General features: G+C 64.0%; 15 protein-coding genes and 1 pseudogene. 15 read left to right on the top strand and 1 reads right to left on the bottom strand.

What is annotated here, in order from left to right; genetic code table 11:
• The first annotated feature begins 26 nt into the window (after positions 1–26).
• Both CK224_RS27370 and CK224_RS31035 read left to right on the top strand, forming a co-directional pair.
• The gene (locus CK224_RS27370) at positions 27–1,205 is read left to right on the top strand and encodes a zinc-dependent alcohol dehydrogenase (protein ID WP_095783965.1); all 1,179 of its coding nucleotides are present in this window, start codon (positions 27–29) and stop codon (positions 1,203–1,205) included.
• 63 nt (positions 1,206–1,268) lie between these two features.
• On the top strand, positions 1,269–1,511 hold the full coding sequence (locus tag CK224_RS31035) for a hypothetical protein (RefSeq protein ID WP_127242060.1): 243 nt from the start codon (positions 1,269–1,271) through the stop codon (positions 1,509–1,511).
• An 82-nt stretch (positions 1,512–1,593) separates the two neighbouring features.
• On the opposite strand, the gene CK224_RS27365 is transcribed toward CK224_RS31035, so the two are convergent.
• Positions 1,594–1,866 (bottom strand): hypothetical protein, encoded by a 273-nt coding sequence (locus CK224_RS27365; RefSeq protein WP_066991996.1) that lies wholly within the window; start codon positions 1,864–1,866, stop codon positions 1,594–1,596.
• Positions 1,867–2,079: 213 nt separating this feature from the next.
• On the opposite strand from CK224_RS27365, the gene CK224_RS27360 reads away from it, so the two are divergent.
• The 13 genes and pseudogenes from CK224_RS27360 (at position 2,080) to CK224_RS27300 (ending at position 15,353) form a co-directional block, all read left to right on the top strand.
• Positions 2,080–3,186, top strand: a complete 1,107-nt coding sequence (locus CK224_RS27360) for an SDR family NAD(P)-dependent oxidoreductase (protein WP_095783942.1) — start codon at positions 2,080–2,082, stop codon at positions 3,184–3,186.
• Positions 3,183–4,256: an NAD-dependent epimerase/dehydratase family protein gene (locus CK224_RS27355; RefSeq protein WP_095783941.1), complete on the top strand. Its 1,074-nt coding sequence runs from the start codon at positions 3,183–3,185 to the stop codon at positions 4,254–4,256. The genes CK224_RS27360 and CK224_RS27355 overlap by 4 nt, the downstream gene beginning before the upstream one ends.
• Positions 4,253–5,545: a TIGR04295 family B12-binding domain-containing radical SAM protein gene (locus CK224_RS27350; protein ID WP_095783940.1), complete on the top strand. Its 1,293-nt coding sequence runs from the start codon at positions 4,253–4,255 to the stop codon at positions 5,543–5,545. Before CK224_RS27355 ends, CK224_RS27350 begins: the two co-directional genes overlap by 4 nt.
• Positions 5,530–6,630, top strand: coding sequence for a glycosyltransferase family 4 protein (locus CK224_RS27345; protein WP_095783939.1), 1,101 nt, complete (start codon positions 5,530–5,532; stop codon positions 6,628–6,630). Before CK224_RS27350 ends, CK224_RS27345 begins: the two co-directional genes overlap by 16 nt.
• A gap of 2 nt (positions 6,631–6,632) precedes the next feature.
• Complete coding sequence (locus CK224_RS27340) at positions 6,633–7,763, top strand: glycosyltransferase (protein WP_095783938.1); 1,131 nt, start codon at positions 6,633–6,635, stop codon at positions 7,761–7,763.
• The gene (locus CK224_RS27335; RefSeq protein ID WP_095783937.1) at positions 7,760–8,854 is read left to right on the top strand and encodes a glycosyltransferase; all 1,095 of its coding nucleotides are present in this window, start codon (positions 7,760–7,762) and stop codon (positions 8,852–8,854) included. The genes CK224_RS27340 and CK224_RS27335 overlap by 4 nt, the downstream gene beginning before the upstream one ends.
• Positions 8,851–9,960, top strand: a complete 1,110-nt coding sequence (locus CK224_RS27330; RefSeq protein ID WP_095783936.1) for a glycosyltransferase — start codon at positions 8,851–8,853, stop codon at positions 9,958–9,960. The genes CK224_RS27335 and CK224_RS27330 overlap by 4 nt, the downstream gene beginning before the upstream one ends.
• Positions 9,961–9,983: 23 nt before the next feature.
• A pseudogene (locus CK224_RS27325) lies at positions 9,984–10,940 on the top strand (UDP-glucuronic acid decarboxylase family protein); the annotation flags it as partial.
• A 452-nt stretch (positions 10,941–11,392) separates the two neighbouring features.
• A complete protein-coding gene (locus CK224_RS27320; protein ID WP_066991972.1) occupies positions 11,393–11,551 on the top strand; it encodes a DUF3309 domain-containing protein in 159 nt (52 codons plus the stop codon).
• A 191-nt stretch (positions 11,552–11,742) separates the two neighbouring features.
• On the top strand, positions 11,743–12,846 hold the full coding sequence (locus CK224_RS27315) for an inositol-3-phosphate synthase (protein WP_095783934.1): 1,104 nt from the start codon (positions 11,743–11,745) through the stop codon (positions 12,844–12,846).
• Entirely contained in the window at positions 12,843–13,436 is a 594-nt protein-coding gene (locus CK224_RS27310) for a histidine phosphatase family protein (protein ID WP_095783933.1), read from the top strand. Before CK224_RS27315 ends, CK224_RS27310 begins: the two co-directional genes overlap by 4 nt.
• A gap of 13 nt (positions 13,437–13,449) precedes the next feature.
• Positions 13,450–14,550, top strand: coding sequence for a glycosyltransferase (locus CK224_RS27305; protein ID WP_095783932.1), 1,101 nt, complete (start codon positions 13,450–13,452; stop codon positions 14,548–14,550).
• Positions 14,550–15,353, top strand: coding sequence for a sugar phosphate nucleotidyltransferase (locus tag CK224_RS27300; protein WP_095783931.1), 804 nt, complete (start codon positions 14,550–14,552; stop codon positions 15,351–15,353). Before CK224_RS27305 ends, CK224_RS27300 begins: the two co-directional genes overlap by 1 nt.
• The last annotated feature ends 2 nt before the right edge of the window (positions 15,354–15,355 follow it).

The following is a 15,355-nucleotide window of genomic DNA, read 5'->3' as shown; positions in this document are numbered from 1 at the left end:
ATCCTCCAATCGACAGGAACGGCACGATGAAAGCGCTGACATGGCACGGCAAGGGCGATATCCGGTGCGACGCGGTCGCTGATCCCGCGATCGAGGACGACCGCGACATCATCATCAGGGTTACCTGCTGCGCCATTTGCGGTTCGGACCTGCATCTGATGGACGGCTATATGCCGACGATGAAATCGGGCGACGTGCTGGGCCATGAGACCATGGGCGAAGTGGTGGAGGTCGGCCGTGGACACAGCAAGTTCAGGAAGGGCGATCGCGTCGTCGTTCCCTTCAATATCTCATGCGGCGAATGCTGGTTTTGCCAGAACGGCCTGTTTTCACTCTGCGACCGGTCGAACCCCAACGCCGACCAGGCCGCCAAGGTCATGGGCCAGTCGCCCGCGGGCCTGTTCGGCTATTCGCATCTGGTCGGTGGCTATTGGGGCGGGCAAGCCGAGTATTTGCGCGTGCCTTTTGCCGATGTCGGCCCGATCAAGGTGCCGGACGGCATGGACGACGAACAGGTCCTGTTCCTCTCCGACATCTTCCCGACCGGCCATATGGCGGCGGAGAACGCCGGCATCCGGGAGGGCGACACCGTCGCCATCTGGGGCTGCGGGCCGGTCGGCCAGTTCGCGATCCAGAGCGCCTGGATGCTTGGCGCCGGTCGCGTGATCGCCATCGACAAGGTGCCGGAGCGGCTTGCTATGGCGCGCGACCACGGCAAGGCCGAGACCCTCGATTTCAGCAACTTGAATATTTACGATGCCCTGATGGCCATGACCAACGGCCGCGGCCCGGACAGTTGCATCGACTGTGTCGGCACCGAAGCCGATGCCAGCGCCACCCCGGATTCCATGCTCGATAAGGTCAAGGCGAGTGTCTATCTTGGCACCGACCGGCCGCATGTGCTGCGCGAGGCGATCTATTGCTGTCGCAAGGGAGGCACCATTTCGGTGCCCGGCGTCTATATCGGCCTTGTCGACCACATCCCGTTCGGCGCGGCGATGAACAAGGGGCTGACGTTCCGCATGGGACAAACCCACACGCAACGCTATCTCGAGCCTCTCCTGCACAAGGTCCAAAGCGGCGACATCGACCCGTCCTTCGTGATCACCCACCGCGCCGGGCTCGAGGCCGGACCCGACCTCTACAGGAAGTTTCGCGACAAGCAGGACGGCTGCATCAAGGTCGTGATGCGCCCACACGGGTGACCACGTCTTTGCCCGGAACTCGCCCGGGCGCCCTGTCGTTGCGATCAGGTAAGGAGGTATCAAATGGCTCAACTGAAAAACACATCTCGGCCGGCCACCAGGTCACCGAACGCCGAAGGCCTTCCGCGTCCTGACCGCGATGCCATGGATAGCGACGCCGGCGCGAGACCGGCAGTTCCCAAAACAGCCGGCGCCGCCGAGGAACAGTCGACATCACCGCTCGACAGCAAGGTTGCCAATCGCAATGCCGGTCGCAAGCGCGAGGCCGGTACTACCCCGCGCCCAACCGACAAGCCATTGGATTGAGGGAACCGGGGGCGGCGCGGCAGCCTGCGCCCCGTCGGGCCGCTTGCGTGCGTTCGCTGCTGGTTACCTGCCGCCGCCTGCGTCAACCATTCCCGCTCCGCTCGACAAATTTGTTGAAGCGGCTCTTTCCTCCGGTCCCGGCCTTGTCCTGATGGAGGAAGGCAAGGTCGTTCTCGTCGAAGATCCGGAAGAACTCATCCCACTCGATCGGTTCGAGCGCTTCCTCCGGCTCGCCGAAGTCGATGCGCAGGATGCCGCCCTCGCCCTTGGTGCGAACCACGGCGGGATGGCCGTCCCTCTCCTCAACCCATTTGCGAATTTCGTCGTGATTGGTGGTCGTCTTCGCTTCAGACATGGCATTCCCTTTCTCGCCGCACGTCGGTGAGCGGCCCTAACAGCGCGCAAAGGGCAATGTTCCCAGGCATGCGGGCGACCCGCCGACAGCTTCGCCACGGAGGGAACTTTGATGAAGCAGGGAACAAACCTTTTGTCCCGCAGTTCGGGAGCCCAACGCTAAATCGGCCCCAACGCCAAATCGGCCCCAACGCTAACTCGGCAAGGAGTTCTCGTGAAACGTGTCCTGGTTACGGGAGGCTGCGGTTTCATTGGCCGGCATGTCGCCCAGGAACTCATCGAGCATGGCTACGAGGTCCGTGTCCTGGATGCACTCCTGGACCAAGTGCACGGCAATGAAGCCGTCAGCATTCCAGCTGGCGCCGAGCTGATACGGGGAGATGTACGTGATCGAGACGCGGTCGCCGACGCGGTAGCGGATGTCGACACCGTCATCCACCTCGCTGCCGAGGTCGGCGTCGGCCAATCCATGTACGAGATCGCCCGATATGTCGGCACCAACGATCTCGGCACCGCGACCCTGCTCGAGGCGTTGACCAAGAAACCAGTCGAACGCATTGTCGTCGCATCGTCGATGAGCATCTACGGCGAAGGCCTCTACAAGACACCAGACGGACGGCGTATCGACGCTGCCCATCGCAAGCCAAGCGACATCAGGATCGGCCAATGGGACCCGCTGTCGGCTGCCGGCGAAGCGCTGTCGCCGATTCCGACCGACGAGGAGAAACGTCCTGACCTCGCTTCGATCTACGCGTTGACCAAATATGCGCAGGAACGCGCGGTGCTGATCTTCGGTCAGGCTTATGACGTGGATGCGGTGGCATTGCGCCTGTTCAACGTCTTCGGCGCCGGTCAAGCGCTCGCAAATCCCTACACCGGCGTGCTTGCCAACTTCGCTTCGCGGCTCGCCAACGGCAAGCGGCCGATGATCTTCGAGGACGGCGAGCAAAAGCGCGACTTCGTCCATGTGCGCGATGTCGCCCGCGCTTTCCGCCTGGCGCTGGAGCAACGCCAGGCAGCCGGCCACGCGATCAATATCGGCAGCGGACGGTCCTACACCATCAGCGAGGTCGCTCGATTGCTTGCAGAAGCGATGGGCGTTCCGAAGCGGCCGCCCGAAATCCTCGGCAAGGCGCGCTCCGGCGACATCCGCAACTGCTTTGCCGACATTGCCAAGGCGCGCGAGCTGCTTGGCTTCGAGCCGAGCCATCGGCTTGAGAACTCCCTCGGTGAATTCGCGGCCTGGGTTCGCAACACCGTCGTCATCGACCGAGGCGCCGACATGAAGCGCGAGCTTGAAGAGCGGGGGCTGGTGTCATGAGCGAGCGGCATCGCGGCCTCGGCAAAGCGCCGGTGGCCGTCATCGGCGGCAGCGGCTTCATAGGCTCAAACCTCGCCGACAGCCTGTTGTCGGATGGCGAGCCAGTTCTGGTCATCGACAATCTCAGCCGAGCCGGCGTCGAGCAGAACCTCGAATGGCTGGCGCAAAAGCACGGCAGCCATCTCAGGGTTGAAACCGTGGACGTGCGCGACCAAGCCAAACTGGCCTCCGTGCTGACGCCAGCAAGAGCGATCTTCCATCTGGCCGCCCAGACCGCTGTGACCACGAGCCTGATCGATCCCGCGGAGGACCTCGACATCAATCTCAAAGGCACCTTCAACGTGCTTGAGGCGGCGCGCCAGGTGAGCGCCCCGGTAATCTTCGCCAGCACTAACAAGGTCTACGGCAGCTTGCCCCAGCTCGCGGTGCGGGAAACGGACGATCGTTACGAGCCTTGCGACGAAGCCATCCGCGCCAATGGCGTGGACGAGACGATCGGCCTCCGTTTCTGCACGCCCTATGGCTGTTCCAAGGGCGCTGCGGACCAGTATGTCCTTGATTATGCTAAGTCCTATGGTCTGCCGACGGCGGTGCTGCGCATGAGCTGCATCTATGGACCGCGCCAGTTCGGCACCGAGGACCAGGGCTGGGTCGCGCATTTCCTCCTCAGCGCGCTCAGCGGCCGGCCCATCACCATCTATGGCGACGGCAAGCAGGTGCGCGACATCCTGCATGTGTCCGACGCGGTTGCCGCCTATCGCGGAGTGCTGGCCAGGATCGAAAACCTCAAGGGACAGGCGTTCAATCTTGGCGGCGGACCGCGGAATGCCGTCAGCCTGCGCTCGCTCCTGTCGGAGATCGCCATCATGACCGGCCGCGACATCGTGCTCCGGCAGGATCTCGAACGCACCGGCGACCAGCCCTTCTTCATCGCCGATACCCGCAAGATAGAGGCCGCGCTTGGCTGGCGCGCGCATGTCCCGTGGCGCGAAGGCATCAGCGACCTTGCCGGCTGGCTGTTGCGGCACCGTCTCCAGCCGCACGCTGAAGTGGCGAGGTACGTCGCATGAAAGTTGCACTGGTCAACCCGCGTTGGACATATGAACACAGCATCTATTTCGGCTGCCGCCAGCCGCATCTGCCCCTGGAGCTTGGCTACTGCAAAGCCCTGCTGGAGACCGACGGCCACAGCGTGCTGATGCTGGACGGACAGTTGCAGAATCTCGACAACGCGGAACTTGCCGAGCGCGTGGCGGCGTACGGGCCGGAAATGACCGTCGTGACCACCGCGCCGACCTATCTGTTCTGGCGCTGCGCGCCGCCGGAGCTGCGGGTGCCGGCAGAATTCCTGAAGCATCTCGCCGGGCGCGGCGGGCGCACCGCCGCCGTCGGGCCGCATGGCTCGGCGACGCCGGCCCCTACCCTGCGCAAGCTTGGCGTCGATGTCGTCGTGCGCGGCGAATGCGAGGAGGTGGTGGCGGAGCTTGCCGGGCGCGGCGAATGGAGCGCCGTCCCTCACACGGCGCGGCTCGAGAGCGGCGTGCTGGCCTGCAACGGTGGCGTGAGCGTCAGCCGCTTCGTCGACCACCCGGCACTTCATTGGCCGTCCGATTGGATTGCGGCCCATTCGCACCACCATCATCGGTTCGACGCGGACCAGAAGGGCGCCGGTGCCGAGGTGGAAGCTTCGCGGGGTTGCCCCTATAATTGCAGCTTCTGCGCCAAGATCGATTTTCGCGACGCCTACCGCCGCAGGAACCACGACGCGGTCGTCGCCGAGATCGACGGTCTGATCGCCCAGGGCGTCGGCTACATCTACTTCATCGACGAGATTTTCCTGCCCCAGAAGGCGCTGCTCGAGGCCCTTGTCGACCGCGATATCCAATTTGGCGTTCAGACGCGCATCGACCTCTGGAAACCGGAGTTGCTGGAATTGTTGGGCGGGGCCGGCTGCGTCTCGATCGAAGCTGGCCTGGAAAGCCTGACCGTCGAAGGCCGCGAAATGCTGGCCAAGCGCTGTCGGCTGGGCACCGAGGAACTGGCCGCGCTGCTGGTCGATGCCCGCCGCCATGTTCCTTTCGTCCAGGCCAATCTGATCGGCGTGGTCGAGGACGATCCGGCCCTGGTGGAGTATTGGCGCAAGCACCTCATCGACAACGGTGTCTGGGCCAACGAGCCGGTGCCGCTCTATCCCTATCCGAGCTCGCCAAGCTACCGCGAGCTGTGGGGCGAGCCCGACGATTTCGCCTGGGAGCGCGCGCATGAGCACTATCTGGCTTCGTTCCGGACGTTCAGCGACATCCAGGACCAGCGCCCGCGCGCGCTGGCCGAATTGGAGTCCTCATGCTGCAATCATTGATCCATCGCCCGCGGCGCATCCTGATGACCACCGACTCCGTCGGTGGCGTCTGGCGATATTCGCTCGACCTGGCGCGCGAGCTCACCGCCCGAGGGGACAGCGTCGTGCTGGCCGGGCTAGGGCCTCGGCCTTCTCGGGAGCAGGCACAAGAAGCGCAGTCCTTCGCGACGCTCGCCTGGCTCGAGACCCCTCCGGACTGGATGACGCGCAACGAGAGCGATCTCGACGGCCTGCCCGGCGAGCTTCGCGAGCTTGCAACGACCTGTGCCGCGGACCTCGTTCATCTTAACGCTCCGGCCCAGGCGGCCGAGGTCGATCTGCCCTGCCCCATTCTCACGGTCTCGCACTCCTGCGTCGTGACGTGGCTGCATGCCGTGCGCGGTCAGGTGCCGACCGACGGCTGGGCCTGGCAGAAGGACCGCAACTGGGCCGGTTTCAATCGCGCCGATATTGTGGTGGCACCCAGCCGAAGCCACGCCGACATGCTTGAGGCCTGCTACGGGCCGGTCGCGCGGCTAAGTGTCGTCCACAACAGTGCTCTTCCCGGCCCGGTCGCCTCGCGCCGCGAGCCTTTCGTCCTGGCCGCCGCCCGCTGGTGGGATGAAGGAAAGAACGCGGCTGTGCTGGATGCCGCGGCTGCCATGACGGAATGGCCGGTCCAAGCCGCCGGCCCCCTCGGCGGGCCGGACGGGCAGATAGCGCGGCTCGATCATTGCGTCGCGCTCGGCTCGATCGGCCATGCCGAAGTGCGTCAGCGGATGGCGCGTGCCGGCATTTTCGTTTCGCCATCGATCTACGAGCCCTTCGGGCTTGCCGCTCTGGAAGCCGCGCTCTCGGGCGCGCCGCTGGTCCTCGCCGACATTGCGACCTATCGCGAGCTCTGGGACGACGCGGCTATGTTCTTCGACACGCGCGATCCGCATGCGCTTGCCGGATGCATAGCTCACCTCTCCCGCGACGAAAATTTGCGACGCCGGCTCGGCCGGCGCGCCGTCCGTCGCGCGCGCAAATTTTCGCCGCAGGCGCAGGCGGTCGCGATGAGTGAAATCTACGATCGCGCGGCGATGGCCGTCGCAGGGCGCTGAGCATGCATTTTGTATTCTACACCCATTCCGTCGTTTCCGATTGGAACCATGGCAATGCGCATTTCCAGCGCGGCATCATGCGCGAGCTTGTTGCGAACGGACACCACGCCCTCGCGCTCGAACCCGCGGACGGTTGGAGTCGTTCGAACCTTCTGGCCGAGCAAGGCCCCTTTGCCGTCGAGCGCTTCCGGAAGGATTTTCCCGAGCTCATGCCGGTGACCTACGATGCGTCCTTCGATCACGAGGCCTGGATTGCGAAGGCGGATGTGGTGATCGTCCATGAGTGGACCGATCCAGATCTTGTGGCGCGGATCGGGCGGGCCAAGCTCAACGGCGGCAAGTTCACGCTGCTGTTTCACGACACGCATCACCGCGCCGTGTCGGCGACGCAGTCGATCTCGGCACTGAACCTGGAGCACTATGACGGCGTCTTGGTCTTCGGCGAGGCGTTGCGGGAGAGCTACCTTCGCGCCGGCTGGGGCCGACGGGCTTTCACCTGGCATGAAGCAGCGGACGAACGATTGTTCAAACCCTCTCCCGAAGTCGACGCCGTATCGGATCTGGTCTGGGTCGGCAACTGGGGCGACGACGAACGCAGCGCCGAAATCCACGAGTTCCTCGTCGCGCCGGCACGCGAGCTTGGCCTGTCGGGAACCGTTCACGGGGTGCGCTACCCAGCGCAGGCGCGGGCCGCGCTCGCCGACGCCGGCTTGCGCCACGAGGGCTGGATCGCAAATGCCGACGTCCCGAAAGCGTTCGCGCGGCATCGAGTGACGGTGCACATCCCGCGCCGACCCTATCGGGACCATCTGCCGGGCATTCCCACGATCCGCATGTTCGAGGCATTGGCCTGCGGCATTCCCCTCGTCTCTGCGCCATGGTCGGACGTGGAAGAGCTGTTCCGTCCCGGCAAGGACTTTCTGTTTGCCCGCGACGGCTCCGAGATGCGCCAGCACCTGCGCGACGTGCTGCACGACACCGGGCTTGCGAAGGCTCTGGCGGCAGCCGGGCTGGAAACCATCCTGGCACGGCACACATGCCGGCGCCGCGCCGACGAATTGTTCGACATACTCGCCGCATGCGGCAATCGCCATGCGGTTGACGGGGTGCCAACAAGGGAGGCCGCCGCATGAAGATCGCCTTTTACGGATCCAGCCTGCTGTCGTCCTATTGGAACGGCGCCGCCACCTATTATCGCGGCCTGCTGAAGGCACTTTCCCGGCGCGGTTACGACATCGTCTTCTACGAGCCGGACGCCTTTGACCGGCAGAAGTACCGCGACATCGAGGTTCCCGACTGGTGCGACGTCGTCGTCTACGAGGCGACGCCGGATGCGCTGATGCAGGTCGCTTGCTGCGCCGCGCAGGCCGACATCGTCGTCAAGGCAAGCGGTGTGGGCTTCGAAGATGAAGCGCTGTTGCGCGCCGTGCTCGACCACGCCCGCAATGACGCGCTGGCGGTGTTCTGGGACGTCGACGCCCCGGCGACGCTCAGCGAGTTGCGGAACGATGCCGCCCATCCTCTCCACGAGGAGCTCAAAAGGATCTCCCTCGTGCTGACCTATGGCGGCGGAGATCCCGTCGTGTGGGACTATAGGGCGCTTGGCGCCGCCGAATGTGTGCCGATCTACAACGCGCTCGATCCTGAGACGCATTTCCCCGTCGCCCGAGATCCCCGCTTCGCCTGCGATCTCGCCTTTCTCGGCAATCGCCTGCCGGATCGCGAGGCGCGCGTGGAAGGCTTCTTTCTCGAGCCGGCCGGTGCGCTGGAGGACCAGAAGTTCCTGCTCGGCGGATCAGGCTGGGGCGACAAGGCGATGCCGGAGAATGTCTCCTGGCTCGGCCATGTCGGCACTCGAGACCACAACGCCTTCAATGTCACGCCGAAGGCGGTGCTGAACATCAGCCGCGACAGCATGGCCAGCAACGGCTTTTCGCCGGCAACGCGGGTGTTCGAGGCGGCCGGCGCCGGTGCATGCCTCATCACGGACGCCTGGGCCGGTATCGAGCTGTTCCTTACGCCTGGCGAGGAAATCCTGGTGGCGCGGGACGGCGCCGATGTTGTCGAGATCATGTGCACGCTCACACCAGGGCGCGCAAAGGCGATCGGGGCGGCAGCGCTTCGGCGTGTTCTGGCCGAGCACACCTACACACTGAGGGCTGAACGGGTTGACGCAATCTTCAAGGCGCATTTCGAGCGCGAGACCGTGGAGGCCGCAGAATGACGAAGGCACTCGACATCGTGTTCCTGGGTCTTTCTCTGTCCTCCTCCTGGGGCAATGGCCATGCCACGACGTTTCGGGGGCTGCTGCGGGGCCTCGACGAGCTCGGCCATCGCGTCACCTTCTTCGAACGCGACGTGCCCTGGTACGCGCACCACCGCGACCTGCGCGACCCCGATTATTGCGACTTGCGCTATTACGACACCGTCCAGGAGCTTCGTCGCAGCCATGAACGAGACCTTCAGCAAGCCGATGTTGTGGTCATCGGCTCGTTCGTGCCTGAAGGCAGGGCGGTCATCGACGACCTCGCGTCGCTGTGCACCGGGCTATTCTGCTTCTACGACATCGACACGCCGGTGACGCTGGCCAGGGTTGCCGAGGATGACTGCGACTATCTCGCCCGCCGGCAGGTTCCCTATTTCAACCTTTATTTCTCCTTCACGGGCGGACCGACCCTCCATCGCCTGGAGCTCGAATTCGGCGCGCGTCGGGCCGAACCGCTCTATTGCTCCGTCGACCCCGAGCGGCACCATCGAAACCGAAATGTGATCAAATGGGATCTAGGCTATCTCGGCACCTACAGTCCGGATCGGCAGCAGACCCTGGAAACGCTTCTGCTCGAGCCTGCGCGTCGACTGCCGGATCGACGCTTCGTGGTCGCGGGCTCGCAATACCCGCACGATATCGACTGGCCCGACAATGTCGAGCGGATCGAGCACCTGCCGCCGGCCGAGCATGCCGGATTTTATAGCCGGCAGCGCTACACGCTGAATGTGACACGCACTTCGATGGTCGAAGCCGGATGGTCGCCCAGCGTCCGGCTTTTCGAAGCTGCGGCGTGCGGGACGCCGATCATCAGCGATCGCTGGCCCGGCCTCGACAGTTTCTTTCCGGCTACGGCGATACAGACGGCCGGCAGCGCAGATGATGTGACGGGAATTCTTCTGGGACAGCCGGACCGCGCCAGGCTCACCATGGCCAGGCAGGCCCATTCGCTGGTCCTGGAAAGACACACCGGAGTTGCTCGGGCACGAGAGTTCACGTCGATGCTGGCGCAGGCAAGGCAGACACGTCCGGTGCTCGATCTGGATGTCGAAAGTGCAGCATGACAGGCAGACAGGAGAACACACAGATGCGGCGTTCAAGAAAGGCCCAACAGACACGGACGGCGCTTGTCGCTGGCGGTGCCGGTTTCCTCGGTTCGCACCTATGCGAGGCCCTGTTTGGCATCGGCTATCGCGTGATCTGCGTCGACAACTTTCTCACCGGCCGAATGGAGAACATCACGCCGCTTATCGGCCAATCGCGCTTCCGGCTGATCGAGCAGGATATCTGCAGCCCGCTGGAACTGGGTGAACCGGTCGACCGTGTCTTCAATCTGGCATGCGCGGCGTCACCGCCCCGCTACCAGGCCGATCCAGTTCACACCACGCGCACTTGCGTGGTCGGGTCGCTCAATCTGCTCGAGCTTGCCCTTCGCGACGGTGCACGGTTCCTGCAAGCATCGACCAGCGAAGTGTATGGTGATCCCGAGCAGCATCCGCAGCGCGAGGACTATCTCGGCCATGTGAACTGCATCGGCCCGCGCGCCTGCTACGACGAAGGCAAGCGCACCGCGGAGACGCTTTGCTTCGACTACCTTCGGGCCGATCGGGCCGACGTGCGTGTCGCCCGCATCTTCAACACTTATGGCCCAAGGATGGACCCCGCCGACGGTCGCATCGTCTCGAATCTGGTCATGCAGGCACTTGAAAAGCGGCCGATGACGATATTCGGCGATGGCCGGCAGACGCGATCCTTCTGCTACGTCACCGACCTGGTTGAAGGCCTGTTGCGGCTGATGGACATCGAGCCCAATCCGCGCCAGCCGATCAATCTTGGCAACCCCGGGGAATTCACCGTCCTCGAATTGGCCGGCCTGGTGAGGGAACTGACCGGCACCAGGTCGCCCGTGAAATTCCTGCCTTTGCCGGAAGACGATCCTCGCCGGCGACGCCCCGATATAGCCCGTGCGAAGGAGCTTCTCGGATGGGCCCCCAAGGTACCTCTCCGGCAGGGCCTGCTGCAAACGGTCGTTTACTTCGCAGAACTCGAAGGCAGCGCGACCGTGTCGCCCGCCGCCGCGACCAACAGGCCCGGAGCAGACGGATTTGAAACCGGCGGCGCGCAGGATCCCGATGCGTCCGGCGTTCTTTTCACCGAAGCGGAACATCCGACCGAGATTCTGGTTGGGCCCGATAACCGGCACGGAGAACGCAGTCGTGCAGTCGAAGCGATCAGCCAAGGACATCGAGCAGATGGCGGCCGCGGAAACCGCCGCCTTCCTGCGACGATCCTCCATCACCTACCTCGAATGTTGCGTCAGCCTGATGATGACGCATCTTCAACGCGAAGAAGTCGCAACCATCCTCGAGCGGGAAGCTGACATGCTGCGCAGGCTGGACTGAGCCCCCAGCGCCTCAGACGAATGACGAACAAATAGCATATGAGCCCCGCAGTCTGAGGTCCGAACGTCCACCTCGCCAATGAAGGGGACCCGATATGAGTCTCGGCACAATCCTCATTATTATCCTGATCTTGTTGCTGATCGGCGCGATCCCGGCCTGGCCGTATTCGTCGGGCTGGGGCTATGGGCCTTCGGGCGTGCTCGGCGTCATACTTGTCATCCTGGTGATCATGGCGCTCATGGGCCGGATTTGAGGCCGAGCGGGCGAGATTCCATTAGCCGCACTCCGAACGTCGCGTCCTGCGCTGGCCGTTCGGAGACAACCCGGCAACGGGAGTCTTGAACGTCGACCGCATCCGCGATTTTTCCACCTCTCAAGGAACATTCCCGACCGGTCACAGTTCGGCGCGAGGAACTTACCTCCAACAACAGAGGCGGCGGTTTCGTGACATCGAAAAAGGTTCGCATCGGCATCGTCGGTGTCGGCAATTGCGCATCCTCCCTGGTGCAAGGCCTCACCTATTATCGTCAGGCAAAAAGCAACGAGCCGATCCCCGGGCTGATGCATGCCGATCTCGGCGGCTACCATGTCGAAGACATCGAGGTCGTCTGCGCCTTCGACGTCGCCAAGAGCAAGGTCGGGCGCGATGTGGCCGAAGCAATCTACAACGCCCCGAACAACACCTTCCGTTTTGCCGATGTGGCGCCGATCGGCGTGCGCGTGCAACGCGGACCTACACTCGACGGCATCGGCAAATATCTGCGCGATGAAATCGAGGAAGCGAATGAGCCGGTCGCCGACGTGACCGCAGACCTTCGGGAAAGCGGGGCCGAGGTGCTGGTGTCCTATCTGCCGGTCGGCTCGGATGCGGCAACCCGCTATTATGCCGAATGCGCGTTGGCGGCCGGGTGCGCTTTCGTCAACTGCATACCGGTCTTCATCGCTTCGCGGCCGGAATGGCGCCGCCGCTTCGAAGAGCGCGGCCTGCCCCTGATCGGAGACGACATCAAGAGCCAGGTCGGCGCTACCATCGTTCACCGGCTGCTCGCCAATCTGTTTCGGGAGCGCGGGGTGCGCATCGACCGCACCTACCAGCTCAACTTCGGCGGCAACACGGACTTCCTCAACATGCTGGAGCGTGAGCGGCTGGAATCGAAAAAAATCTCCAAGACGCAGTCGGTCACCAGCCAGATCGATGTACCGCTCGAGCCCGGCGACATCCATGTCGGACCCAGCGATCATGTGCCTTGGCTCACCGACCGCAAATGGGCCTATATCCGGGTCGAAGGCACGACCTTCGGCGGCGTCCCGCTGAATGCCGAGCTCAAGCTGGAAGTCTGGGATTCGCCCAACTCCGCCGGAGTGGTCATCGACGCGGTGCGCTGCGCCAAGCTGGCGCTTGATCGCGGTATCGCTGGGGCGCTCACCGGCCCTTGCAGTTATTTCATGAAGTCTCCGCCGGAGCAGTTCACCGATGCCGAAGCCCGCCTGCGCACGCTCGCCTTCATAGCCGGTAGGGGCGAGCCGATGCTCGACGCCGCGGAATGACAACGACTATTTTCCTCGTGCGGCATGCTGCGTATGACAATGTCGGCCGCTATCTGGCAGGCCGCCAGGATATCGATCTTGGCCAAACCGGCCAGGCACAGACGCTGCGTCTGGCCCGCCGTCTGGCGAGGGAAACGCTCGCGGCCATTTTCAGCAGCCCGCGCAAGCGCACCTTGGAAACCGCGAAACCGATCGCTGTCGCCTGCAATATCGAGCAGATCGGAATCTGCCAGGAATTGGACGAGATCGATTTCGGCGCATGGTCCGGCAAGACATTCGAAGAGCTGGCCGATGACGCCGCCTGGCGGATGTGGAACGACCAGCGACAGAGCGCCCGAACACCGAGCGGCGAGACCATGCAGGACGCCCAGCAGCGGATCGTCGACCTCATGGACGTGCTGCGCGAACAGGCCCCAAACCGATGCGTTGCACTGATCAGTCACGCGGACGTCATCAAGGCTGCGGTGTGCAAGGTGCTTGGCCTTCAGCTCGGCGACTGTTTTCGCTTCGACATCGAACCTGCCTCGATCACCACCGTCGTCCATGGCGACTGGGGCTCTAAGCTCATTCGCCTGAACGAAATCGCCTGACTGGAGCTGCCCGATGCGCATGGTGATCTTCGGCCTCACGGTCACCTCTTCCTGGGGAAACGGACATGCCACGCTTTGGCGCGGGCTGATACGCGCGCTGGCGCCACTCGGCTGGTCGATCAGCTTCTTTGAGCGCGACACGCCCTACTATGCCGGCGCAAGGGATCTCACCCATCTCGATGGCGGCCACGTGGTGCTCTATCCGGGATGGGATGATATTGCCCAGGCTGCGGCAATCGCGGTCCGGCAGGCTGACGCGGTCATCGTCACCTCCTACTGCCCGGATGCTGTTGAAGCCTCACGCCTCGCGCAGGAGAGTTGCCGTGGGCTCAAGGTGTTCTACGATCTTGATACCGCGGTGACGCTCGCGCGCATCGAGCAGGGCGAGCAGCCTCCCTATTTCGGTCCGGAAGGCCTTCGCGATTTCGATTTGGTGCTGAGCTACACCGGCGGCGAGGCACTCGGTGCGCTCAAGTCCATGCTGGGGGCGCGCCGCGTCGTGCCGCTCTACGGTCATGTCGATCCGGAGCGTCATCGGCCGGCAAAGCCCAGGGCCGAGTTTGCCGGCGATCTGTCCTACCTCGGCACTTATGCCGCGGATCGCCAGGCCGGCGTCGAGAAGCTGCTCGTCGCGCCCGCTGTCCGGCTGCCGGATCGCCGTTTCGTCATTGGCGGCGCTCAATATCCGCAGGAGTTTCCGTGGAGCGACAACATCTTCTTCGTCAGGCATTTGCCGCCTGCCGATCATCCGGCCTTCTTCTGCTCGTCACGTCTCACGCTGAATGTCACCCGCGAGGCCATGGCGCGCAAGGGCTGGTGCCCCTCCGGCCGGCTGTTCGAAGCGGCTGCCTGCGGCGCCGCCATCGTTTCCGACGACTGGCCGGGTCTGGACGACTTCTTCGAGCCCGGCAGCGAAATCCTGCTTGCACATGCCACCGACGATGTGGTCGCCGCGCTCGGTTTGTCGGACGGCGAGCTCGAGGCGTTGCGCCGCCGAGCCCGCGAACGCGTCCTCGACGAACACACATCCGCGCGCCGCGCCGCGGAACTGGACCGGATTCTGGTCGAAGCCGCCACCGCGCCAGCAAGCGAACCGATCAAGGAAACAGTCTGATGTTGGGTATCGTGCCTGCGGCGGGGCGCGGCAGCCGCATTCAACCACTGGGTTTTTCCAAGGAACTGCTCCCGGTTGGCAGCCGGATGGACGGGCAAACCGAGCGTCCGTGCGCGGTCAGCGAGTATCTGGTGCGCCGAATGGTGCGCAACGGCGTCGACAGGATCTGCTTCATCATCGGATCGGGTAAGTCCGATATCCTCGAATACTATGCCGCCGGCTATGACAGCGCGGCCGCGATCTTCGTGGCCCAGCCCTCTCCAGTCGGTCTTTGCGACGCGATCTTCCGCGCCGCCCCTCTCGTCGCGCCGGAAGAGACTGTCCTGATCGGTCTGCCGGACACGATCTGGTTCCCCGAGGACGGCTTCTGCCATCTGCCGGACGACCGGCTGTCATTCCTGCTGTTTCCTGTAGACCGTCCCGAGCTTTTCGACGCCGTGGTCGTCGATCAGGACGGCCGCGTCGAGCAGATCCAGGTCAAGCAGCAGGACGCAGCCACGGACTGGGTCTGGGGCGCGTTCAAGATGCCGGGCTGCATCTTTCAGCGGCTCGCGGCGCTTTGGCGCGAGCGGGACGGCTGCGACGAGTATTTCGGAACGCTGGTCAATGCTTACCTTGCTGCCGGTGGTGAAGCCTGGGGCATCAAGGCGGGCTCGGCTTATGTCGATGTCGGCACCGTCAACGGCTACCGCACGGCGCTCCGGCTGCTTGAAAACAACGACGCCTCGGAAGACGATGGCACAGCGATGTTCGTGCCGCCGAGCCGCTCGCACGTGCCATCCTTGCCAGGCGAAGGAGGCTGACC

Origin of the sequence: Mesorhizobium sp. WSM3862, assembly GCF_002294985.1 — a bacterium.
Classification (GTDB): Bacteria; Pseudomonadota; Alphaproteobacteria; order Rhizobiales; family Rhizobiaceae; genus Mesorhizobium.
The sequence above is the reverse complement of the archived record's forward strand: the minus strand, read 5'-3'. Positions and strand labels throughout refer to the sequence as shown.

What these genes read in the sequence shown, in the direction of transcription:
- CK224_RS27305 (WP_095783932.1), top strand. Translation starts at nt 13,450, where the DNA reads ATGCGCATGGTGATCTTCGGCCTCACGGTCACCTCTTCCTGGGGAAAC.
- CK224_RS27365 (WP_066991996.1), bottom strand. Translation starts at nt 1,866, where the DNA reads ATGTCTGAAGCGAAGACGACCACCAATCACGACGAAATTCGCAAATGG.
- CK224_RS27330 (WP_095783936.1), top strand. Translation starts at nt 8,851, where the DNA reads ATGACGAAGGCACTCGACATCGTGTTCCTGGGTCTTTCTCTGTCCTCC.
- CK224_RS27345 (WP_095783939.1), top strand. Translation starts at nt 5,530, where the DNA reads ATGCTGCAATCATTGATCCATCGCCCGCGGCGCATCCTGATGACCACC.
- CK224_RS27310 (WP_095783933.1), top strand. Translation starts at nt 12,843, where the DNA reads ATGACAACGACTATTTTCCTCGTGCGGCATGCTGCGTATGACAATGTC.
- CK224_RS31035 (WP_127242060.1), top strand. Translation starts at nt 1,269, where the DNA reads ATGGCTCAACTGAAAAACACATCTCGGCCGGCCACCAGGTCACCGAAC.
- CK224_RS27335 (WP_095783937.1), top strand. Translation starts at nt 7,760, where the DNA reads ATGAAGATCGCCTTTTACGGATCCAGCCTGCTGTCGTCCTATTGGAAC.
- CK224_RS27350 (WP_095783940.1), top strand. Translation starts at nt 4,253, where the DNA reads ATGAAAGTTGCACTGGTCAACCCGCGTTGGACATATGAACACAGCATC.
- CK224_RS27300 (WP_095783931.1), top strand. Translation starts at nt 14,550, where the DNA reads ATGTTGGGTATCGTGCCTGCGGCGGGGCGCGGCAGCCGCATTCAACCA.
- CK224_RS27320 (WP_066991972.1), top strand. Translation starts at nt 11,393, where the DNA reads ATGAGTCTCGGCACAATCCTCATTATTATCCTGATCTTGTTGCTGATC.
- CK224_RS27370 (WP_095783965.1), top strand. Translation starts at nt 27, where the DNA reads ATGAAAGCGCTGACATGGCACGGCAAGGGCGATATCCGGTGCGACGCG.
- CK224_RS27355 (WP_095783941.1), top strand. Translation starts at nt 3,183, where the DNA reads ATGAGCGAGCGGCATCGCGGCCTCGGCAAAGCGCCGGTGGCCGTCATC.
- CK224_RS27340 (WP_095783938.1), top strand. Translation starts at nt 6,633, where the DNA reads ATGCATTTTGTATTCTACACCCATTCCGTCGTTTCCGATTGGAACCAT.